This is a genomic window from Streptomyces sp. NPDC002520 (genome assembly GCF_053595235.1).
In genome coordinates this window covers 169,640-191,396 of record NZ_JBSFXG010000008.1, presented here as the reverse complement: position 1 = coordinate 191,396, position 21,757 = coordinate 169,640, and the positions used below count along the sequence as shown (strand labels likewise).

Sequence of the window (21,757 nt, the reverse complement as noted above, 5' to 3'; positions counted from 1 at the left end):
CTCAGAAACTGCGGCCGGTGGAACAGTCGGGGCAGGTGCCCCAGTAGACGACCTCGGCCTCGTCGATGGCGAAGCCACGGTCGTCGGACGCGGTCAGGCAGGGTGCGTCGCCGACCGCGCAGTCGACGTCGACGACGGCACCGCACGCGCGGCACACGGCGTGGTGGTGGTTGTCGCCGACACGCCCCTCGAACCGGGCGGGGCTCCCGGCCGGTTCGATACGGCGCACGAGGCCCGCGGCCGTGAGGGCGTGCAGGGCCTCGTAGACAGCCTGGAGGGAAATGTGGCCCACGCGTTCGCGGACCCCGGAGGCGATCGCCTCGACGCCGAGGTGGTCACCGTCCCGGACGGTTTCCAGCAGCGCGACGCGGGCCGCCGTCACGCGCAGGCCGGCACCGCGCAGCTCCTCGGCGGTGGTCGGAGTCTGGGATGCGGTCATGAGGCCGAACCTACCCTCATAAACATGAGGCATTCAAGAAAACGAACGATGCAATTCTGGTTTCGTGACCGCACCTGGAATTTGCTTGCGCACATAATTCCTGTGCATGCCTTCGGATGCGTTTCGCACCCCCCGTACGCATCATGTGACCCTGTCCCCGGCGGGACGCCACGGCAAGCCGAGGGGTCCTTCGTACGGGTGAGCACGGCGCCGGGAGCGTCAGGGCGCGTCGAGCAGGCGCTCGAAGACCATGCGGTCGACTCCGGGGCCGTCGTAGCCGGTAACGGGGCCGGTGACCGTGAACCCCATCGCCGCGTGGAAGGCGACGGAGCGCCCGTTCTGCGGGGAGGTGATCGCCGTGACCCGCGTACGGCCTTCGGTCGCGGCCCGCTCGAAGAAGCACTCGTAAAGGCGGCGTGCCAGTCCCCCGCCGCGCAGTCGGGGCGCCACACCGACGAAGTGGATGTAGGCGGCGTCGGGCTGTGACGGGGACATCAGCCCGACGAGGAAGCCCGCCAGGCCGGTGTCGTCCTCGGCGATCAGGCTCGTGCGGTGGAAGTGGTCGAGGAAGAGGCGGGGCAGCACCGAGCTGATCGGCCGCCCCCACCACTCGTCGACGACGGCGACGATCCGGTCGTAGTCACCGGGTTCGGCGGGCCGCACGCGCACGCTCCGATTCATGATCGGGATGCTTCCAGTGCGGGTGCGGCCTGTCCATAGGGCGCCGCCATGCCCCGGCGCCGGCCACCGCCCCCTCCTCCGCCGGCTCCGTGGTCAGGAGGTCCCCCGGACCCGGGCGAATCGGGCCGCGGCCGTGGCGTCGTCCTGAACAAAGCGCAAGTGCTCTCACTTGAACTAAGTGCACACGGATGGGCGGGGGTTCTGCCGTGCGCGCCGGGCGGCCAGGCGGCCCTCACTCGTACGGGTGCACCATGTCGGGCCATCCGTGGCATACCTCGGGTTCTGTCGTTCGGCAGCAGTGTGACGTTTCCCACGTGACGTGAATGAGAGGGCCCGAAGCGGCAACGCTCCCCTTCATGCCCCACGCGAACCTTCTGCGGCAGGTGATTGGATGAGTACGGCGACGACCCGGTCGAACCGGACGCCGCCCGCACGGACCGGCGCGGCCACGAACACGGCCGCGTCCAGATCCTCCCCACCCTCCGCGAGGCCCTCCCTGCCGTCGCTCACCGGGCTGCGGTGGATGGCGGCGCTGCTGGTGTTCGGACTGCACGTCAACAACTTCGGCTACTTCGGCGGCTACGCCGGCCGCCTCGTCTTCTGGGGTTTCGGGGCCGGCGCCACGGGGGTGTCGTTCTTCTTCGTGCTCTCCGGATTCGTGCTGACGTGGTCGGCCCGGCCGCACGACCGCGCGCTCGGCTTCTGGCGGCGGCGCATCGCCCGGGTCTACCCCGTGCACCTGGTCACCCTCACCGTCGCGTTCCTCATGGCGTACACGCTGGCCCGGCAGCCGAGGCCGACACCGTCCCAGGCGCTGGCCAACGTCCTGCTGCTGCACTCCTGGTGGCACCCCTGGTGGCAGACGCTGAACCCGGTCAGCTGGTCGCTGGCCTGCGAGGCGTTCTTCTACGCCGCCTTCCCGCTGCTGTTCCTGCTGCTGCGCAGGCTCGGCACCCGCGGCACACTGGCGCTCGGCGGCCTCGCGGTGGTGGCGGTGCTGGTCCTGGCGCGGGCGGACACCCACCACTGGACGAACCAGTCGATGTACTCCCTGCCCGCCGCCCGTCTGCCCGAGTTCGTGCTCGGCGCGGTCACGGCGCGGCTGGTGCTGCTCGGCCGGTGGCGCGGGCCCGGACTGGAGGCGTCGCTGGCCCTGGCCGTCATCGGCTACTTCCTCGTCCCGCAGGTCACCCCGGGCTACCCGGCGACCCTCTGCACCCTCGCCGGGTTCACGGTGCTCATCCCCGCGGCGGCCGTCGCGGACCTGAAGGGGCTGCCCTCACTGTGGCGGCACCGGCGGCTGGTGCGGCTGGGTGAACTGTCGTTCGCCTTCTACATGATCCATCTGCTGGTCCTGCGCGCGGGCACGAGCCTGCTGGGCACGAAACCCCACTTCGGCATCCTCGCCGGCCTGGCGGTCACCACCGCCGCCTTCACCCTCTCCCTCGCGCTCTCCTGGCTCCTGTACGAGGCGGTCGAACGCCCCGCCAGACGCCTGCTCCTGCGCCGCCGCGCCCGCTCGGCGCCGGCCGCGGAACGGGAGCCGGTGCCGTCCGGCCGCGAGGAGTCGAAGGCCGCGTCGGACTGAACCGGCCGGCGCGTTCGGCACCCTGCCCGGGTCTGCGTGATGCCCCATCCCGTACTCGCGGGCGAGCGCTCGACTCTCCGCGCACGGCCGTGCGCCGGTCCCCTCGGCCGGGACCGGCGCACGGCCGGCGTCACGAATTGGTGCAGACGTTACCCGTGGCCGGGTTCAGCAGCCCGATGAGGTCGATCGAATCGCCGCAGATGTTGATCGGGATGTCGATCGGGACCTGGATCACGTCGCCCGAGAGGACTCCCGGGCTGTCGTAGGCCACGCCGGTCGTGGGATCGGGGTCCGCCGCGTGGGCTGCCGTGGTGCCCGTCAGGGCGAGGGCACCGGCGAGAACGGCCGTGGTAGCAAAGCTGCGCATACGCATGAGTTGCCTCACTGGTAGACGATTGAACGCTTCCATCTGACCGGCAGCGCGCCCAGGCCGCCTGCCCTGCTACGCCGTTCGGGGCGCTACGCGAGGCGGGGCACCCCGTCGGGCTGCCGTGTCCGGTTCCCGGCCAACTCGACCAGTGCGGCATGGGTGTCCGCGTCGGCCGCCGCGATCAGCCCGCCGGCGCCGGTGTGCAGGGGCTGGCCGTGAATGCCTGTCACCGTGCAGCCCGCGGCCCGGCACAGGGCGATGCCGGCCGCGAAGTGCACGCTGTCGCGCAGATCGCCGTCGGTGACGTACGCGGCCCTGCGGCCGGCGGCCACCCAGGCGACCGCGAGGGTCGTGGAGACCACCCGGGGGCGGAACCGCTCGCCGAACCCGGGATCGGCCAGCAGCCGGACCGCCCTGAAGCCGGGTGCGTTGGGGAAGGGCGGGTCGAGGTTGACGTCCACCAGACGGGAGTCCGGGGAGGGCGTCAGTTCCTCGTCGGTGCCCGCGCTGCGGACCCGGGCCCGGTCGCCGTCGGTCCAGAACACCTCGCCGCTGAACGGGTCCGCCGCCGCGGCCGCCGTGATCTCGTCGCCCACCCGCAGGGCCACGTTCACCGCTACGAGCATGTTGTGCACCGCGTAGTTGAGCGTCCCGCACAGCGGGTCGACCAGCCAGCGCCGGTGTGCGCCCGCCGCGCCGGTGCTGCCGCTCTCCTCGCCGGTCACGGCGTCGTCGGGCCGCGCCCCGCGCAGCACCTCGACGACGGCCTGCTCGGCGGCGATGTCCGCCGCCGTGGCGAAGTCACCGGCCCCCTTCTCGAAGCGCGCGAGGGCTCCCCCGTACATCGCGCGCACCACCTCCGCGCCCGCCTGTGCGGCCGCCAGGGCCAGTTGGGCGTCGGACTCCCCGTTGACGATCGACATGGTCCGCAGGATAGTCACCGCCGCAGTCGGCTCTGGCCTCAACTCCCGTGGCAGGTACGGAATTCGGGCGTCCGGTCCGCGGGGACCGGACGCCCGGGTGGTACGGCTACTTCCCGCGCGGGGAGGGACCCTCGGGTGTCAGGGACAGGGTCTGCTCGCCGGCGGTACGTCCGCCGCCGACCGAACTGCCGCTGGAATCGGTCCAGTTGCGGGGCGCTGTGGTCTCGACCCGGCGGGTGGAGGTCCCGGACAGGGCGAGGACCAGGCCGCTGTAGCGGTTGACGAGACGGTAGGTGTGCTCGTCGCCGGTGTTCGGGATCAGGAACCACTGCTGGCCGACGGTCGGTCCACCGGCCGGTGCCGCTGTGGCGGTCGGCCTGGCGCCCCAGGCGCGGCCGGCGGTGGAGGCGGAGTCGACGCCCAGCAGGCGCCCGGTCTCGGCATTGGCGAGGGTGAAGGCGCCGTCACCGGTGGGCGTGAAGACCCAGGACTCGCGGAGGGAGCCGGTGGAATCGGCGACGGAGGTCGTCGCCGGGCCGCCGGAGGTCTGGGCGAGGACCCTTCCGGTGCCCGCAGCGACGCGGTAGCGGCGGCCGGTCTCGACCGGCGACGCGGCGTGCTCCGCTGGGTCGATCGTGACGTCGACGTACTCGCCGTAGGCGTCGTGGTGGCAGCCGAAGGCGCAGTAGGAGCGGAACGACTTGCCGACGATCGCGGAGCCGGTGCGGTTGGCGCTGTCGAGGAACCAGCGGTACCAGGAGGCGTTCGTGTAGGCACCGGTGTCGCCGATGAGGTGCCACTTCTGGGAGGCCAGATCGTCGGTGGCGTAGAAGTACTGCGGCGAGTCACCGCTCTGGTCGACGGCCTGTGGTTCGCCGATGTACAGGCCGAGGTAGGCGTCGTAGGCGATGTTCATGACGAACAGCGGGGAGGTCGGGGGCATTTTGCCGGCCGCGATCTGCTCGGCGGAGGTGCCTGTGTTCGCGGGGTCGTACTCGGCGTCGACGGGCGTGTAGCCGGTGGGGTGGCCGGTGTCGACGGGCACGATGTTGCTCTCCCGGCCGCCGGTGCCGGGCTGGGACCAGGAGCCGTCGTACCACTTGCTCCAGGAGCCGGGCGCCATCTTCGCGGAGATCGGGGCGCGGGCCACGTGCTCGTAGAAGGCCTTCCAGCCGCCCTTCTTGTCCACGATCCGGGAGCCGTAATAGGCGTAGAAGTAGCCGGAGGCGGTGTCCACGAAGAGGCGCTGGTCGCCGTCGCCGTAGGAGTACGTCTGGTTCGGGAAGGCCGTCGTGTCCCCGCGCTTCGTGCTGTACGGGGACGTGATGACGTGGTCCTCGACGGTCCAGGTGCGGCCCCGGTCGGTGGAGACGGCGTAGTCGATGGCGTCGTAGTGGAGGCCGTCGCCGAAGGGCTGCGGGGTGAACTCGTTGTGGACCAGGCCGTACCAGTCGCCGGTGTCGGGGTCGACCCACACGCCGGACAGGTCGCAGTAGTTCTTCTGCGCGTAGTGCGAGCCGGCCGGGGCGTACGTCGCCTCACGGCCGGTGGGGCTGTTGTTGCACCGCCAGGTGGTGTCGTCGTTGCGGTCGGCGCTGTTGGCGGGGTTCACCGCCCGGCTCAGCTTCTTGTCGAAGGTGGCGGTGTCGAAGTTCCTGCCGGTGTAGAAGTCCCAGGTGCGCGGGTCGTTCGCGCCGTAGAGCGCGGCGGACTGCTGGTAGTGGAACGTGCCGTCGCGGTCGAGGTAGGGCGTGGCGGGGGTGTCCGTGGGGTTGTCGAACGGTACCGGTGTCCCCACGGTCACGCTGTACGTCGCGTCGGCGTCGGGGGAGGCGGCGGACGCCGGGACCGCCGTGCCGCCGCCCAGGACCAGGGCGACGACCGTGGTCACGGCGCCGCCCGCTCTGCTCAAGAGTCGCACGAGTGCTCCTTGTTGCCGAAGGGCCGGTTGCACCGGAACGATCCGGGCCGGGCGGCCGCCGCGGCAATGGACTCCCATGCTCGCCCTCTTGCACTTTCGCGGCAGCGCGCCGCTCAGACCCCCGGGCCGAAGGTCTCGTCGAGCGGCGTCTCCCAGTCCAGTCGACGGATCAGCGCGTCGTCCGCGCTCAGGGCGTCGGGAGCGCCGGAACGGGCGCGTGAGGGGGTGTGGGTGCCGCGGGAGATGCCGCCGCTGACGGTGATGTTGTGCTCGACGCGCGGGCGGCGGTGGTGTTCGTGGACGGCGAACGCGGTGCGCGGATCGGGGATGTCGCGCAGGGCCTTGGCGAGGACGACTGCGTCTTCGAGAGCCATCGACGCGCCCTGTCCGGTCGCCGGTGAGGCCGCGTGGGCCGCGTCGCCGACGACGAGGACACGGCCCGTGTGCCAGGGGGTGCCGAGCGGCAGCTCGGTGGCGTTGGTGACCATGATGTCCGCGGCGCAGGCGGCGACGATGTCCGCGGCGGGCGTGGCGTCCTTGCCGAGGAGCGGGAGCAGTTCGGCGCGCCGCCCCTTTGCGGTGCCCTGGTCCAAACGGTCCACAGGCAGCGGGTCGCCGCTGACACGGGCGAACCAGTACGTCTCCCCCGCCGGGGAGACCGCGTACCCGAAGGCGGCCTCGGTGCCGCGGACCATGGTGATGGCGCCGGTACCCTCGCCCGCGGGGTCGCCGTCCGTGTAGCCGTAGAAGACGCGCTGGCCCGCGTACCGGGGTTGCGCGTCGGGTGCGACGACGAGCCGGCGCACGGCCGAGTTCAGGCCGTCCGCGCCGATCAGCAGGTCCCCGGTGACCGTGCTGCCGTCGGAGAAGACCGCGGTGACGGCGTCGGGGCTCTCGTCCACGGACGTCAGGCGGGCGCCGTGGTGCAGTGGCACGCCGCGCCGGACCACCTCGGCCTGGAGAGCCGCGTTCAGCTCGCCGCGGCGCAGACAGCGGTAGCGCAGGGAGGGTACGTCCGCGCCGGCGAGCGGTGCCCGCGCGACCTCGGTGCCCTGGCTGTCCATCAGGCGCAGCGAAGTCAGCGGAAAACCGACGGCCGTGACGGCGTCCGCGGCGTCGAGCTGGGCCAGGGCCCGCATGCCGTTGCTCGCCAGGGTCAGGAAGGCCCCGAGGTCCTCGGCGGTGTCGGGGTGCGCCTCGAAGACCGCGACGTCGTGTCCGGCCCTGTGCAGGCCCAGCGCGGTCGCCGTGCCCGCGATGCCGCCGCCGATCACCAGGATGCGTGCCATCGGTCCACCCCACCGTCGCGTTCCGCCGTCTCGGTCGAAGGCACAGGTACGCCATGGAGGGCGGGGCGGGCAAACCGAGGCACCACATTCGGTCGCGTCCGGGGGGCCGGGCAAGCACGCGGGGGACCTCGGCCCCGGCCGTTCCCGGGTCTACTCGGCGAGCTGCTGGTACATCGCCGCGGGATCCTGCGAGAGCACCGACTTCACCCAGCGGGTGGTGTCGTCGCCGAGCACCTCGTACGCCCCGGACTCGATGCCGTCGAGCCCGGCCACGGCGATGTCGTGGGCGTCCGCCTTCGGGGCGTCGATGCCGGCCGTCATGTCGGTGTCGACGTACGCCATGTGCAGGCCGGTCACCTGGATGCCCCGGGGCTGGAGCTCCAGGCGCAGGCTGTTGGTCTGCGACCACAGGGCGGCCTTGGTGGAGCTGTAGCTGCTGCCGTCGGCGCGCCAGGACAGGGCGGAGTGGACGTTCAGGATGTGGCCGCCGCCGTTGCGCTCGATGACCGGCACGAAGGCGCGGGTGAGGAGCAGCGGGCCGTAGTAGTTGACCTCGAACTCGCGGCGGATGTCGTCGAGCGGGGAGGTGAGGACCCGGGCGCCGACGGCGATGCCGGCGTTGTTGATCAGCACGGTCACGTCGGGCGCCTGCTCGGCGAGAGCCGCGACGGAGGCGGGGTCGGTGACCTCCAGGGGCAGCGCGACGACGTCGGGGTGGGTGATCGTGCGCGGGTCGCGGGCGGTGGCGTACACCTTCCCGGCTCCCCGCGCGTGCAACTCCTCCACCAGGGCCTTTCCGATGCCCCGGCTACCGCCGGTGACGAGGACGACGGAGTTCTTCAGTGCGGTCACAGCAGCCTCCAGACACATGAAACCGATCGGTTTCCCTCATCGTAAACCGATCGGTTTCTTCGCTCAAGGCGGGGGCTGGGAGCCCCTTCGTGCGGACATCCGTGGCGTGCCGGCGCCGTACACGCAGAACGGGTGACCCTGGGGGTACCGGGGTCACCCGTTCTGTGCGCCCGCGCGGCGCTCAGCGCGCCCGCGGGACGTTCAGCGCGTCAGCGGGGCGCTCGGTCGAGGTCGCGCAGCTTGATCGCGTAGATGCCGCGGCCGTGGGTGGCCGCGTACAGGGTGCGGCCGTCGGGGCCGGTCTTGAGCTGGAGCACGGCGACGGCCGGGAGGTCGCCGACGCGCTGCCAGGTCGTACGGCCCGGGGCGCGGTGGACGACGCCGAGGTCGGTGGCGACGGCGAGGCCGCCGTCCGCCGTGACCAGCGCGGAGTCGGTGGGCACGTCGGGCAGGTTCGCCGAGATGTCCTTCCAGGTGGTGCCGCCGTCGGTGGATTCGAAGACGTGGCCGACGCCCGCGCCGGGGCCCTCGGTCCAGTGCCGGGAGAAGCCGTTGACCGTGAGGAACACGTGGTCGGCGTTCTTCGGGTCGACGGCGAAGCCGCTCAGGTAGCGGTTGGGCACGGCTGCGTCCACGGGGAGGGCGATGTCGTGCCAGCCGGTGCCGTCCGCGTTGCCCACGGCGATGCCACGGGCGAAGCCCTGGTTGTTGCACGGCCCGCACCAGGCGGCGTAGACCTTCCCGCCCGAGGCCGCGACGGCGGTCGCGACGCGTCCGGGGCCGAAGTCGTGGACGCTCGTCCACTCGGAGCCGCTGCGGATGGCGTACCCGTGGGTCTGCACCCAGATGTGGCGGCCGCCGGCGATCCAGGTCGCGGCGTTCTTCTGGTCGGCGGCGAGCGGGGCGATGAAGCGGGCCTCGCCGGTGGCGTTGTCGGCCGGGGCGACGCCGTACGACGTGGCCTTGCTCGGGTCGGTGATCCAACTGCCGTCGTTCAGCGCGCAGTTCTGGGTGACCTGGATGGCGAGGTAGACGTACTCCTCGGCGATGTCGCAGCCGTTGGCGGGGTCGGTGAGCGTGTCGCCGCCGTCGCCGCCGAAGTTGGAGCCCATCACCTTGTCGTCGCTGCGCAGGACGGACTGGCCGTTGTCCTGGAGGCCGCCGGTGACGGTGACGCCGCCGTGGTCGAGGTCCTTGCCGATGCCCACGGAGTAGTACTGGAGGGTGTCGATCGTGCCGTCGTTGAGGGAGGTCCAGTCGGTGGCATGGCCGTCGGTGTCCTGGGCGCCGGCGACCGGGCGCTTGTAGATGCCGCCGTCGTTGCCCACGTAGACCCAGCTCTTGCCGTGGTACCGGCCGATGGCGACGCCGTGCTGGTCGGAGTGGGTGGTCGGGTTGCAGTCACCGGTCTGCTCGGCCGGGTCGATGCTCCAGCAGGAGAAGCCGAAGTTCCAGTACGGACCGACGGTGGACCAGGTGCCGCCGCCGTCCTTGGTCTCGTAGACCTCTTCGAGTCCGGCGTACACGTGCTGCGGGTCGCTCGGGTCGACGGTGAGGAACTGGTTGTACCAGGCCTGGACGCCGGGCATGTAACCGGGCGAGGTCAGCGCCGAGTTGTCGGCGGCCAGGCCCTTGTAGTCGGCCATCCGGGTCCAGGGGCCGGTGGGCGAGCCGGACTTGGAGACGAAGATGCCTTCGAGGCCGCTGTCCGGGTTGGTGTTGAGCTCTTCCGGGGACTGGTCGATGGCGTAGTAGCGGGAGCCGTCGGCGGAGCGGGCGAAGGTGACGTTGCCGACACCGTCGGGGTCGGCAGGCAGATCGCCGAGGCCGCTGGTGATCCGCGTCCAGGCGCCGCGGACCTTGGTGAAGAAGCCGTTGTAGTCGTCGCCGCTGCGCCAGCCGACGGCGAGGACCACCTTGGACGGGTCCTTGGGGTCGATGGCGATGTCGTTCGCGATGTTCTTGTACGGCGCGCTCGGGTCGCCCGCCTTCGAACCCCCGGGCAGGTACTCGGGGTTGGGCGCGTACTCCAGGGTCCAGGCGCCGCTCAGCCGCTTCGTGGAGTGGCTCCACACACCCTTGCTGGTGGCGGCCCACACCCGGTCGCCACCGAAGCGCAGTTCGTGGACGGTGGTGCTGTCCAGCTCGTCGCCGCCGATCCGCCGGCGCGGGGAGAACGTGCCCTGGTGCGGGTCGGCGAGGACGTAGACGCCACTGCCGAGGTAGGCGTCGGCGTTGGTGGTGGCCTCGCCGGTGCCGAGCCACAACCGGCCCGATCCGTCGACGGCGAGGGCGCCGGTGGACTGGGCGGGCAGCCGGTCGCTGATGGGCTGCCAGCGGCCGCCCCCGGTGTGCGAGCGCCACACTCCGCCGCCGGCGCTGCCCGCGTACACGTAGCCGTCGTCGTCGGCCGCGATCGCGGCCATACGGCCGGTGACGTTGCCGGAGCCGCCGCTGGAGTTGGAGTCGATGTCGCGGTAGCGCCCGTCGTCGGAGTTGTACGGCAGTCCGGTGACGTGGCGCCAATCGCCGTCCGTGGACGGGAGTTTCTGCAGATCGCGCCAGGCGGCGCCGTACGCGCCCGGCGCGACGACGCCGGGTGAGGTGCGGGCCTCGGCGAACTGGTCCGCGCCCTCCGCGATCTCGTCCGCCTCGCCTCCGCCGTCGTCCTCCGCCTTCAGATTCGGCGTCATGGTGGCCGCCGGCTGCTCGCGTTCCTTGGCGAGCTGGCCGAGCGCGCGGACACCGAAGGGGCTGACGTCGCCGCGGCCGGAGGCGGCGGACGGGGGTATCGCGACCAGCGCGGCGGACGCGGTGAGTGCGCAGACGGTGAACCACCGTCTTCTGCGGGTTGGCACGGACACCAGGGACCTCCCGAGGGGCATCGACTCTGCCGACGCAGGAGACCCGATCACGGGACGCCGGGCGCGTCCGCCGCTTGGTGAAACCTTTGACGAGAACCTGCCACCATGGACAGGTTCTGCCCGTCAACCACCCGCTTCCGAGGAAGACTTACCGCCACGGACGAGGCCGCGCCGCCGGGGGGCCGCATCTCCCCCGGCGTCCTCAGCAGCCGGTCGGCCGGCTCGCGCAGCCGGGGGTGGGCAAGGACGGTGTTGCGCAGGCCGCGCGGGCGATCGGTCTCCCCCGACGGGGGCGGGACTCGGCCGAGAGGGGGGAACGGGCTCTCAACACGGAAGGCCGGGCGGCGCCACGCCTGGCACAAATCCATGAGCGCCCCTCCCGTCTGGTGAAATGCGAGCAGGGCGATCTGAGTAGACGTGACGCCACACCCACCCGCACCCTTCCGGCGGCACAGATTGGCACCAGATGGCGCCACGCGACCGGCACATGGCGCCAAGTGGCGCCACCCAGCACCACGCACCCGTCCCCCACCCCTCCGCCCGACGGAGACGCACCTTCCCCGCGCCCAGCCGCGCTATTGACATGACCCTGCGTCAACCCCCAGGCTTCGTGCGTGAAGTTGCTCGATTGACGCTCATTTCGAGCGCTTACGAGCACACACAGCAAGAACAGTCAGTCCGCAAGGGTGCGAGAGGAGCTGTTCCGCCGTGCGAAGAATCCGACATCGTGTGCCGTGGCCGGCCTGGGTTCCGCTGGGGTTGGCGACCGTCCTGGCCGGGACCGTGCTCGCCGCTCCGGCGCCCACCGCTGCCGCCGCCACAGCGACCGGCGGCGTGCTCGACCCCGGTCACGCGAGCGTCAGCTGGCAGAGCCCGGTCTACGCCAAGGGCACCGGCGGCGGCACCGAGAGCTGTCCCGCCGCCGCCGACGACCCCGAGAACAAGGTCTGCGACCGCTTCGACCTGACCGTCTCGGTGCCCGACGGCTACTGGGACGACAACCCCGAGGGCGGCGTCCCGCTGTCCATCGCGTGGGAGCACCCGTCCGACGACTTCGACATGTACGTCTACGACGACCACGGCAAGCAGGTGGCGTCCAGCGCCGGCACCGCCGACCCCGAGGCCACGGTGATACCGCGGGCGTCGGGGACGTACCACGTCGTGGTCGTGCCGTACGACGTGCACGACAACTCCTTCACCGGCACCGCGTACCTGCCCTCGACCACGGACGCCGGTGACCTCACGTCCTTCTCGGGCGGCGACGGCAGCTACACCGTCGAGGCGGGCGGCCTCAAGGCCCGCGCCGACTTCCTGGAAGGCGGCCGACTGCGGCTCCAGGCCGACCCGTCGGGCTCGCTGAGCGATCCGGCCGGCACGGCGATCGTGCGCGAGCGGCCGGCGCTCCAGCGGCACACCTCGTCCTTCGACGCGGGCGACTACTACGGCATCCGGTCCCCCGAGGCCGTCCTGCGCGTGTACAAGAAGCCGCTCCGCTTCGGGCTGTACAAGGCCGACAACCGCACCCGGATCTGGCAGGAGGACAAGCCGCTGCGCTGGTCCACGGGCGGGATGCGGCAGAGTCTGGAGCGGGCTGCGGACGAACAGTTCTTCGGCGGCGGCGAGCAGAACGGCAGCTTCTCGCACCGCGGGCAGACCATGTACGTGGCCAACAGCTTCGACTGGAACGAGGGCGGCTACAACAACTCCCAGCCGTTCTACCTCTCCAGCGCGGGCTACGGCGTCTTCCGCAACACCTTCGCGCCCGGCGTGTACACCTTCGGCGCGCCGGTCACCACGGGTCAGCAGGAACGGCGCCTGGACGCCTACTACTTCCTCGGCGACGCCAAGCAGGTGATCGGCAAGTACACGGCGTTGGTCGGCAAGCCGTTCATGCCTCCGGTGTACGGCCTCGAACCCGGCGACTCCGACTGCTACCTGCACAACGCCAACCGGGGCGAGCGGCACACCCTGGACGCGCTGAAGATCGCCGACGGCTACACCGAGCACCAGATGCCGCTCGGCTGGATGCTGGTCAACGACGGCTACGGCTGCGGGTACGAGAACCTGGAGCAGACCGCCAAGGGCCTGCAGGACCACGACGCGCAGCTCGGCCTGTGGACGCAGAACGGCATCGACAAGCTCGCCGACCAGGTCAAGGCGGGCCAGCGGGTGGCGAAGCTGGACGTGGCCTGGGTGGGCAACGGCTACAAGTTCGCGCTGGACGCGTGCGACGCGGCGAAGAAGGGGATCGAGGACAACAGCGACGCGCGCGGCTTCGTGTGGCTTCCGGTGTCCTGGGCGGGCGCCCAGCGCTGCGGGGTGCTGTGGAGCGGCGACCAGAAGCTGTCCTGGGACTACATCCGCTGGCAGATCCCGACGTACGCCGGGGCGACGATGTCGGGCATCGCGTACAACACCGGTGACGTGGGCAGCATCTACCGGCACGACGCGAAGATGTACGCCCGTGACCTGCAGTGGAAGGCGTTCCTGCCGGCCATCATGACCATGGACGGCTGGGCGAGCGACATCACCGCCAAGAAGCCCGCCGACCAGCAGCCCTGGCTGGACGGGGAGCCGTACACCTCCATCAACCGCAAGTACCTTCAGCTGAAGGAGCGGCTGCTGCCGTACATGTACACGCTGTCGGCGCAGGCGGCGAGGACGGGTGTGGGCGCGGTGCGTCCGCTGTGGCTGGAGTACCCGGACGACCCGAACACCCTGGGCGCGCAGGCGAAGTACGAGTTCCTGTCCGGCCGGGACTTCCTCGTGGCGCCCGTCTACCAGGACTCGGACACCCGCGACGGCATCTACCTGCCGAAGGGCACCTGGACCGACTACTGGACGGGCCGCACCTACCAGGGCCCCACCACCCTGAACGGGTACCACGCACCGCTGGACACGCTCCCGCTGTTCGTGCGCGAGGGTGCGATCGTGCCCATGTGGCCCGAGGGAACGACGAGTTGGCAGAGCCGTGACCGGCACGAGCTGGACTGGGACCTGTACCCCTCGGCCCACGGCACGGGCCACTACACGCTCTACGAGGACGACGGCGTGACGCGTGACTTCACCAAGGGCGCGGTCGCGACCCAGCGGGTGTCCGTGCACACGGACCCGCGGGGGACGACCGTCTCGGTCGGGGCGAGCAAGGGTGCCTACGCGGGCAAGGTGGACGCGCGGTCGTACCGGTTCACGGTGCACGGGGACTCCGCACCGGCGGACGTCCTCCTGGACGGGCGTCAACTCCCGGACTCCGCCTGGTCGTACGACGCGGACACCCGTGTGACGACGATCAGCACGCCGAGTCTCCCGCTCGACCGCGGCTTCACGGTGCGCCTCACGTAGGGGCTCCCGGGTAAAGAAATCGTTTGGTCTAGTCCAAAGAAGCCTTTGGACTAGACCAATCTATTGACGTGAGCGTGACAGCCGTCGGAGGCTGGGGCCGCCCCCTACCTGATGCCACTGGACAACGACCCGCCGGACGCGGCCGCCATCATGGACGCCACCGGACTGAAGGCCTTCCAACTGGCCTTCGTCCTCGCCCCCGACGGCGGCGGCTGCTCACCGACCTGGGGCGGCACCGCGCCCGTCTCCTCGGACACCGCCGTGCAGTCGGTGATCAGCACCATCCGCGCCAAGGGCGGTGACGTCTCCGTCTCCATCGGCGGCTACGGCGGCACCAAGCTGGGCCAGGCCTGCGCGGACGCGGCGTCCACGGCGGCGGCGTACCAGCAGGTGATCACCAAGTACGGCCTCCACGCGATCGACTTCGACCTGGAGGAGCCGGAGTACGAGAACAGCGCCGCGATCAGGAACGAGATCGGCGCGGCGAAGATCCTCCAACAGGACAACCCCGGCCTGTACGTGTCCGTGACCACGGCCGGCACGGCCGACGGCACCGGCTGGTTCGGCAAGCAGATGCTGCTGGAGGCCAAGTCGCAGGAGTTCACCCCGAACAACTTCTCCATCATGCCGTTCGACGGCGGGTTCAACGGCGCGGCGAGCCAGACCGGCGCGCTGACCAGCTTCAACTCGATCCTCCAGTCCACCTTCGGCTGGGACCAGGCCACCGCCTACGCCCATGAGGGCTTCTCCGGGATGAACGGCCGCAGCGACACCGGCGAGTACTTCGGGCAGAGCGACTTCCAGACCGTGCTGGACTACGCGACCAGTCACCACATGGACCGGTTCACGTTCTGGTCCCTGAACCGCGACCGGCAGTGCACTCCGCCCGACAACGGCGGCCGCACATCCGGTACCTGCTCCAGCGTGCCCCAGAACTCCTGGGACTTCGCCACGTTCTCCGTGCGGTTCGCGGGCGCCACCCCGCCCTCCTCCACTCCCACTGCGACCCCCACCCCGACGCCGACCACGACTCCGCCGAGCACGTCCTGCAAGACGCCCTGGAGTGCGACGACGGTGTACACGAACGGGGACGAGGCCTCGTACGACCACCACAACCGGAAGGCCAAGTGGTGGACCCAGAACGAAGCGCCGAGCGGCGCGGAGTGGGGTCCGTGGCAGGACGAGGGCGCCTGCTGACCCTCTTGACGTGTCTGCTTCACGCCTCTACCTTCCGGGTCATCGGCGAACAAGGATGCGTTCAGCGTTCACATCGCTGAACGCATCCTTGGGAGCGCATCCTTCAAGTGGAAGGACCCCCCACATGACCCGTTCCCGGCTTCTCGCGGTGACGACCGCCACGGGTTTCACCCTCGTCCTCACCGCCCTCGGCGGCAGCGCGGACGCGGCCGATCCCCATGTCGCGCCCGGCGGCAACTTCGACCTGTCGATCTGGCAGCTCCAGGAGCCCGTCGGCTCGCCCGGCCACCCGAACACCATCCCCTCCTCGCGGCTGCAGGGCGCGAACGGCTACCAGGACGCGTACTTCTACACCGACACGCGCGACGGCGCGATGACGTTCTGGGCGCCCGAGAAGGGCGTGACCACGCCCAACTCCAACTACGCCCGCTCCGAGTTGAGGGAGATGAACCGCGACGGCAGCGCCGCCGACTGGTCGCTGAGCGGCTCGCACCGGATGAGCGCGACCCTGCGGGTCGTCTCGGTGACCAAGAACGTGTGCGTCGGCCAGATCCACCTCGGCTCCGGCGGTTCCTCCACCAAGCCGCTGCTGGAGCTGTACCAGCACGCGAACGGCGACATCGTGCTCGGCACCGAGAACTCGCCGTCCGGCGGACAGACCCCGCACACCGTGGGCCATGTGTCCATCGGCCGCACGTGGAGCTACACCATCGCCGTGACCGGCGGAAACACCATCGAGCTGACGGTCAACGGCACCACGACCCGCTACGACATCCCGTCGTCCTTCAATCCGTACAAGCAGTACTTCAAGGCCGGGTCGTACAATCAGTCCTCCTCCGACAGCACCACGAACGGGGCCCGGGTCGCGTTCTACAAGTTGACCGTCTCGCACGGGTGACACGCGGTGTGACCTGCGCGACTGGTGGATCCGGACGGACGGTCGTAGCGTCGTGACCACTCGGTCGGAACACAGCACGACGAGTGGGAGCGGCCATGCGCGGATCACTGGTGGGAACGGCAGTCACCCTCGCGGCGGGAGTTCTGCTCACGGCCGCGATGACCACGGCCTCGGCCAGTCCTCCGGGCGGCTCCGCCTCCGCCACCGCGTCCATGTCCGCGACCGCCTCCGCGCCCGTGGCCAAGCCCGCACCCCGGCCGGTGCTCGTGGACTGCACGTGGGCGCGCCACGTGCGGCCGACGGACTTCATCCTGGCCTGCGGCGACGGCAACAGCGTCCTCACGCAGCTGAACTGGACGCAGTGGACCGACCAATCGGCGGTCGCCGAGGGGATGAACGCGGTCAACGACTGCAAGCCCTACTGCGCGGCGGGCAAGTTCCACTCCTACCCGGTGACGGTCCGGCTGGAGCGCCCTGAGCCGTGGAAGAAGGACCCGAACGTCACGCACTTCACGCAGATGAGCCTGACCTACTCGGGCGCGCGCCCGGACGGCTTCACCCAGGTCATGACCTACCCGCTCTGGGACTGAGCGGTCCGCCCGGGCTTCGTCCGGGTGCGCCTCGGACGGCGCCGAGCCGTGGTCCGCGCGGGCGACCTCGCGGCCACGGCTCCCGCCCGCGGAGACCGGAACAGCGCCATGTCGGTGTGACCCCGCACGTCGTCGCCCACTTCGACCTGGCCTCCAGTTTCGACCTGGCCTGCGGGCAGACGCCCGAGAACATCACGCGGCAGACGCCCGAGAACATCACGCGTCGCCGGTACCACCCGCGTCCTCGCGACCCTGCCGACCGTCGCGAACCCGGACACCCCGTCGGCCCGGTCGAGACGCGGGCCACGAAGCTGGACGGCATCGACGACTTCGTCTTCCCCGGCCACGGCCGGACCGTGCCGGCCGCGCCGGCCCACAGCGGCCAGGTCGTCCTGGTGCGCCGCGACGGCAGCCGCACCGTCGTGCTCACCGGGAAGGACAGGCTGTCCAACGCGGCCTCGGTGGCCGTCCGCGGCCGGAGCGTCCACGTGCCGGGCGCCGCCTCCGTCACCCGGTGCGACCCGAACCTGCTTCTCGCGCGCCTGCGGTACCCGGCCGGGCGCCTGTGACCTGACGCGTGTGGGCCGCGACCGGACGCGCCCGGTCGCGGCCCACACACGCGCGTCAGCCCGCGGCAGACCGCGTCAGCTCGTGTCAGGCGATCTCCACCAGCAGGTCGCCGCCCTCCACCTGCTGGATCCGGTTGATGGCCAGCCGGGAGACCCGGCCCGCCTTCGGCGCGGTGATCGTGGCCTCCATCTTCATCGCCTCGATGGTGGCCACGGTCGCCCCGGCCGCCACCACGTCGCCCTCGGCCACCGCGAGCGTCACCACACCGGCGAACGGCGCGGGCACATGCCCCGGGTTCGCCCGGTCGGCCTTCTCGGTCACCGGCACGTCGGAGGCCGCCGCCCGGTCCCGGACCTGGATGGGCCGCAGCTGGCCGTTGAGCGAGGACATCACGGTGCGCATACCGCGCTCGTCGGCCTCGCCGACCGCCTGCAGCTCGATCAGCAGACGTACACCGGGCTCGAGGTCGACGGCGTACTCCTTGGCCGGGCGCAGACCGTAGAAGAAGGCCTTGCTGTCGAGGACGCTGGTGTCGCCGAACGACTGCCGGTGCGTGTCGAACTCCCGCGTCGGGCCGGGGAACAGCAGCCGGTTGAGGGTGGCCCGCGGGTCCTTGGACAGCCCCTCGCGGTCCTCGGCGGACAGCTCGGGGACCGGCCTGGGCTCGCCGCGGCCCTTGAGGGCCTTGGTGCGGAAGGGCTCGGGCCAGCCACCGGGCGGGGTGCCCAGCTCGCCGCGCAGGAAGCCGATGACCGAGTCGGGGATGTCGAACCGGTCGGGGGTCTCCTCGAAGTCCGCCGGGGACACACCGGCGCCGACCAGGTGCAGGGCGAGGTCGCCGACCACCTTGGACGACGGGGTGACCTTGACCAGGCGGCCCAGGATGCGGTCGGCGGCGGCGTACATCGCCTCGATGTCCTCGAAGCGGTCGCCGAGGCCGAGGGCGACGGCCTGGGTCCGCAGGTTGGACAGCTGGCCGCCGGGGATCTCGTGGTGGTAGACGCGCCCGGTCGGGGAGGCGAGGCCCGCCTCGAACGGGGCGTAGATCTTCCGCACGCCCTCCCAGTACGGCTCCAGGTCGCCGACGGCCTGGAGGTCGAGGCCGGTGGGCCGCTCGGAGTGGTCGGTCGCGGCGACGAGCGCGGAGAGCGAGGGCTGCGAGGTCGTCCCGGCCATGGAGGCCACCGCGCCGTCCACCGCGTCGGCGCCCGCCTGGATCGCGGCGAGGTAGGTGGCGAGCTGGCCGCCCGCCGTATCGTGCGTGTGCAGGTGCACGGGGAGGTCGAACTCGCGGCGCAGCGCGGAGACCAGCTTCGCGGCGGCCGGGGCGCGCAGCAGGCCGGCCATGTCCTTGACCGCCAGGACGTGCGCGCCGGCCTCGACGATCTGCTCGGCGAGGCGCAGGTAGTAGTCGAGGGTGTAGAGCTGCTCGCGGGGATCGCTCAGGTCGGCGGTGTAGCAGAGGGCGACCTCGGCGATCGCGGTGCCGCTCTCGCGGACGGCGTCGATCGCGGGCCGCATCTGGCCGACGTCGTTGAGCGCGTCGAAGATGCGGAAGATGTCGATGCCGGTGGCCGCCGCCTCCTGCACGAAGGCGTCGGTCACCTCGGTCGGGTACGGGGTGTAGCCGACGGTGTTGCGGCCGCGCAGCAGCATCTGGAGGCAGATGTTGGGCACGGCCTCGCGCAGGGCGGCCAGCCGCTCCCAGGGGTCCTCGGCGAGGAAGCGCAGTGCCACGTCGTAGGTGGCGCCGCCCCAGCACTCCAGGGACAGCAGCTCGGGCAGGGTGCGGGCGACGACCGGGGCGACGGCGAGGAGGTCCTTGGTGCGCACCCGGGTGGCGAGCAGGGACTGGTGGGCGTCGCGGAAGGTGGTGTCGGTGACGCCGAGCGTCGGGGACTCGCGCAGGTGGCGGGCGAAACCCTCGGGGCCGAGGTCGACCAGCAACTGGCGGGATCCGGCCGGGGGTTCGCCGGCCGGCAGCGGCGGCAGCTTGGTGGTGGGGTCGAGGAGGTCCGGGCGTTCGCCGTGCGGCTTGTTGACGGTGACGTCGGCGAGGTAGGTGAGCAGCTTGGTGCCGCGGTCGGCGGAGCTGCGCGCGGTCAGCAGGTGCGGGCGCTCCTCGATGAAGGAGGTGGTGACCCGCCCGGCCTGGAAGTCGGGGTCGTCCAGGACGGCTTGGAGGAAGGGGATGTTGGTGGCCACGCCGCGGATGCGGAACTCGGCCACGGCGCGCCGGGCGCGTCCGACGGCTGCCTTGAAGTCGCGTCCCCGGCAGGTGAGTTTGACCAGCATCGAGTCGAAGTGGGCGCTGATCTCCGTACCGGCGTGGGTGGTTCCGCCGTCGAGCCGGATGCCGGAGCCGCCGGGCGAGCGGTAGGCACTGATCCGGCCGGTGTCCGGGCGGAAGCCGTTGGCCGGGTCCTCGGTGGTGATACGGCACTGGAGGGCGGCGCCGCGCAGCCTGACGGTGTCCTGGGAGAGGCCGAGGTCGGCGAGGGTCTCGCCGGCGGCGATGCGCATCTGGGACTGGACGAGGTCGACGTCGGTGACCTCTTCGGTGACCGTGTGCTCGACCTGGATGCGCGGGTTCATCTCGATGAAGACGTGGTTGCCGTCGCGGTCGAGGAGGAACTCGACGGTGCCCGCGTTGCGGTAGCCGATCTCACGGGCGAAGCGGACGGCGTCGGCGCAGATCCGGTCCCGCAGTCCGGGGTCGAGGTTGGGCGCGGGCGCCAGCTCGATGACCTTCTGGTGGCGGCGCTGCAGCGAGCAGTCCCGCTCGTAGAGGTGGATGACGTTGCCCGCGCCGTCGGCGAGGATCTGCACCTCGATGTGGCGCGGGTCCACGACGGCCTTCTCCAGGAAGACGGTCGGGTCGCCGAAGGCGGACGCGGCCTCGCGGGAGGCCGCCTCGATGGACTCGCGCAGCACCGCGGGGTCCTCGACGCGACGCATGCCGCGGCCGCCGCCGCCCGCGACCGCCTTGACGAAGACCGGGAAGCCGATCTCGTCGGCGGCGCGCACGAGTTCGTCGACGTCGGTGGAGGGCGCGGAGGAGCCGAGGACGGGCACGCCGGCCGCCCGCGCCGCCGCGACCGCGCGGGCCTTGTTGCCGGTCAGCTCCAGCGTCGCCGCGCTCGGCCCGACGAAGGTGATGCCCGCCTCCTCGCAGGCACGGGCGAGTTCGGGGTTCTCGGACAGGAAGCCGTAGCCCGGGTAGACGGCGTCCGCTCCGGCGCGGCGGGCGGCGCGCACGATCTCCTCGACGGAGAGATACGCGCGCACGGGGTGCCCGGGTTCCCCGATCTCGTACGCCTCGTCGGCCTTGAGCCGGTGGAGTGAGTTGCGGTCCTCGTGCGGGAACACGGCGACTGTGCGCGCGCCGAGTTCGTAGCCCGCCCGGAACGCGCGGATCGCGATCTCTCCACGGTTGGCGACCAGCACCTTGCGGAACATCCTGGATTCCCTTCAGCCTGCCGGCGACGAGCACCATGGTGTCAGCCATGACCTGCCGTACGTCGCGGCAACATTAGGGGGCACCCGCACGAGTCGAAGTGCGAAAAGGGTCACATTGACGTGGCTGCTGGGGCTTCTTCGGGAAGTCCGGCGGAGGTGCGGGCGCCGGCCCGGACTCGGCCTTCCGGGTGGGTAGCAGGGACCGTACGGCGGCTCGCACCTGCCCGCGGCGGCCGTGCAGGAGTCCCCGCGCGATCGCCGCGCCCACGTCGATCAGGTGTTCGCGGCCGGCCAGGTCGGGGACGGTGATCGACTCCCACACCATCGATCCACCGGTCAGCGCGAACACCACGGGAGCGCGCCGGACCACCGCCAGATAGGTGAACAGGCCGACCACGGCGGCGGAGGGCGTCGCCGCTCATGAGAGACGACGGCCCGTCGCCTCCGGTTCCTCTTCCCCCGTCACGTGCATCGTTCCCCCGTCACGTGCATCGTTCCCCCTTTGCCCCGCTTCCGGCCGTCTCAGTTCAGCGATCCGGGAGCCGGTCGTCAAGATCCGTCACCCGTGCGTCACCGTGACAAGAATCGGGTGCCGAAGAGGCAACCCGGCCGCCCCCGGAGACGTCGCCGCCCTCCGTCGACCGGGCCGTTTGACTTCGAGTGCACTCCAGCTCGTAGCGTCGTGGACACCCCGGCGCACACAGCCCGCACCGCCCCGGTGCCGCCGTGCGACGCGGCCACGGGATGCCGGTGCACGCGATCCGTCGCTAGATG

The 21,757-nt window shown here is 71.3% G+C and carries 15 protein-coding genes and 1 pseudogene; 6 read left to right on the top strand and 10 right to left on the bottom strand.

The annotated features are described in order from the left end of the window. Position 1: 1 nt before the first annotated feature. Together ACWD5D_RS14615 and ACWD5D_RS14610 are read right to left on the bottom strand one after the other, a co-directional pair. A complete protein-coding gene (locus ACWD5D_RS14615) occupies positions 2–439 on the bottom strand; it encodes a Fur family transcriptional regulator (RefSeq protein ID WP_451373026.1) in 438 nt (145 codons plus the stop codon). A gap of 219 nt (positions 440–658) precedes the next feature. Continuing rightward, positions 659–1,120 carry an N-acetyltransferase family protein gene (locus tag ACWD5D_RS14610; RefSeq protein WP_451373025.1) on the bottom strand — a complete coding sequence of 154 codons (462 nt, stop codon included), beginning with the start codon at positions 1,118–1,120 and terminating at the stop codon, positions 659–661. 391 nt (positions 1,121–1,511) lie between these two features. Between ACWD5D_RS14610 and ACWD5D_RS14605 the strand changes: the two genes are divergently transcribed. Continuing rightward, a complete protein-coding gene (locus ACWD5D_RS14605) occupies positions 1,512–2,708 on the top strand; it encodes an acyltransferase family protein (RefSeq protein WP_451373024.1) in 1,197 nt (398 codons plus the stop codon). 130 nt (positions 2,709–2,838) lie between these two features. Here ACWD5D_RS14605 and ACWD5D_RS14600 read toward each other — a convergent pair whose 3' ends face one another. From ACWD5D_RS14600 to ACWD5D_RS14575, 6 genes are all read right to left on the bottom strand, one after another. After that, on the bottom strand, positions 2,839–3,075 hold the full coding sequence (locus tag ACWD5D_RS14600) for a chaplin (RefSeq protein ID WP_451373023.1): 237 nt from the start codon (positions 3,073–3,075) through the stop codon (positions 2,839–2,841). A 92-nt stretch (positions 3,076–3,167) separates the two neighbouring features. Continuing rightward, entirely contained in the window at positions 3,168–4,001 is an 834-nt protein-coding gene (locus ACWD5D_RS14595; RefSeq protein ID WP_451373022.1) for an inositol monophosphatase family protein, read from the bottom strand. 106 nt (positions 4,002–4,107) lie between these two features. After that, a complete protein-coding gene (locus tag ACWD5D_RS14590; RefSeq protein ID WP_451373021.1) occupies positions 4,108–5,922 on the bottom strand; it encodes an RICIN domain-containing protein in 1,815 nt (604 codons plus the stop codon). A gap of 113 nt (positions 5,923–6,035) precedes the next feature. Continuing rightward, positions 6,036–7,211 carry an FAD-dependent oxidoreductase gene (locus ACWD5D_RS14585; protein WP_451373020.1) on the bottom strand — a complete coding sequence of 392 codons (1,176 nt, stop codon included), beginning with the start codon at positions 7,209–7,211 and terminating at the stop codon, positions 6,036–6,038. Positions 7,212–7,361: 150 nt separating this feature from the next. After that, a complete protein-coding gene (locus tag ACWD5D_RS14580) occupies positions 7,362–8,063 on the bottom strand; it encodes an SDR family oxidoreductase (protein WP_451373019.1) in 702 nt (233 codons plus the stop codon). A 209-nt stretch (positions 8,064–8,272) separates the two neighbouring features. Further along, the gene (locus tag ACWD5D_RS14575; protein WP_451373018.1) at positions 8,273–10,927 is read right to left on the bottom strand and encodes a glycosyl hydrolase; all 2,655 of its coding nucleotides are present in this window, start codon (positions 10,925–10,927) and stop codon (positions 8,273–8,275) included. Positions 10,928–11,635: 708 nt separating this feature from the next. Between ACWD5D_RS14575 and ACWD5D_RS14570 the strand changes: the two genes are divergently transcribed. From ACWD5D_RS14570 to ACWD5D_RS14550, 5 genes and pseudogenes are all read left to right on the top strand, one after another. Continuing rightward, positions 11,636–14,269 (top strand): TIM-barrel domain-containing protein, encoded by a 2,634-nt coding sequence (locus tag ACWD5D_RS14570; RefSeq protein ID WP_451373017.1) that lies wholly within the window; start codon positions 11,636–11,638, stop codon positions 14,267–14,269. Positions 14,270–14,365: 96 nt separating this feature from the next. Continuing rightward, positions 14,366–15,466: pseudogene (locus ACWD5D_RS14565) on the top strand (chitinase); the annotation flags it as partial. Positions 15,467–15,590: 124 nt separating this feature from the next. Next, the gene (locus ACWD5D_RS14560) at positions 15,591–16,364 is read left to right on the top strand and encodes a polysaccharide lyase family 7 protein (RefSeq protein WP_451373016.1); all 774 of its coding nucleotides are present in this window, start codon (positions 15,591–15,593) and stop codon (positions 16,362–16,364) included. 95 nt (positions 16,365–16,459) lie between these two features. Then, complete coding sequence (locus ACWD5D_RS14555; RefSeq protein ID WP_451373015.1) at positions 16,460–16,954, top strand: hypothetical protein; 495 nt, start codon at positions 16,460–16,462, stop codon at positions 16,952–16,954. A 116-nt stretch (positions 16,955–17,070) separates the two neighbouring features. Then, on the top strand, positions 17,071–17,523 hold the full coding sequence (locus tag ACWD5D_RS14550) for a hypothetical protein (protein WP_451373014.1): 453 nt from the start codon (positions 17,071–17,073) through the stop codon (positions 17,521–17,523). Positions 17,524–17,608: 85 nt separating this feature from the next. Here the strand turns inward: ACWD5D_RS14550 and ACWD5D_RS14545 are convergent, their stop codons facing one another. Then, positions 17,609–20,983 (bottom strand): pyruvate carboxylase, encoded by a 3,375-nt coding sequence (locus tag ACWD5D_RS14545; RefSeq protein ID WP_451373013.1) that lies wholly within the window; start codon positions 20,981–20,983, stop codon positions 17,609–17,611. A 73-nt stretch (positions 20,984–21,056) separates the two neighbouring features. Further along, on the bottom strand, positions 21,057–21,380 hold the full coding sequence (locus tag ACWD5D_RS14540) for a hypothetical protein (protein WP_451373012.1): 324 nt from the start codon (positions 21,378–21,380) through the stop codon (positions 21,057–21,059). Positions 21,381–21,757 lie beyond the last annotated feature (377 nt).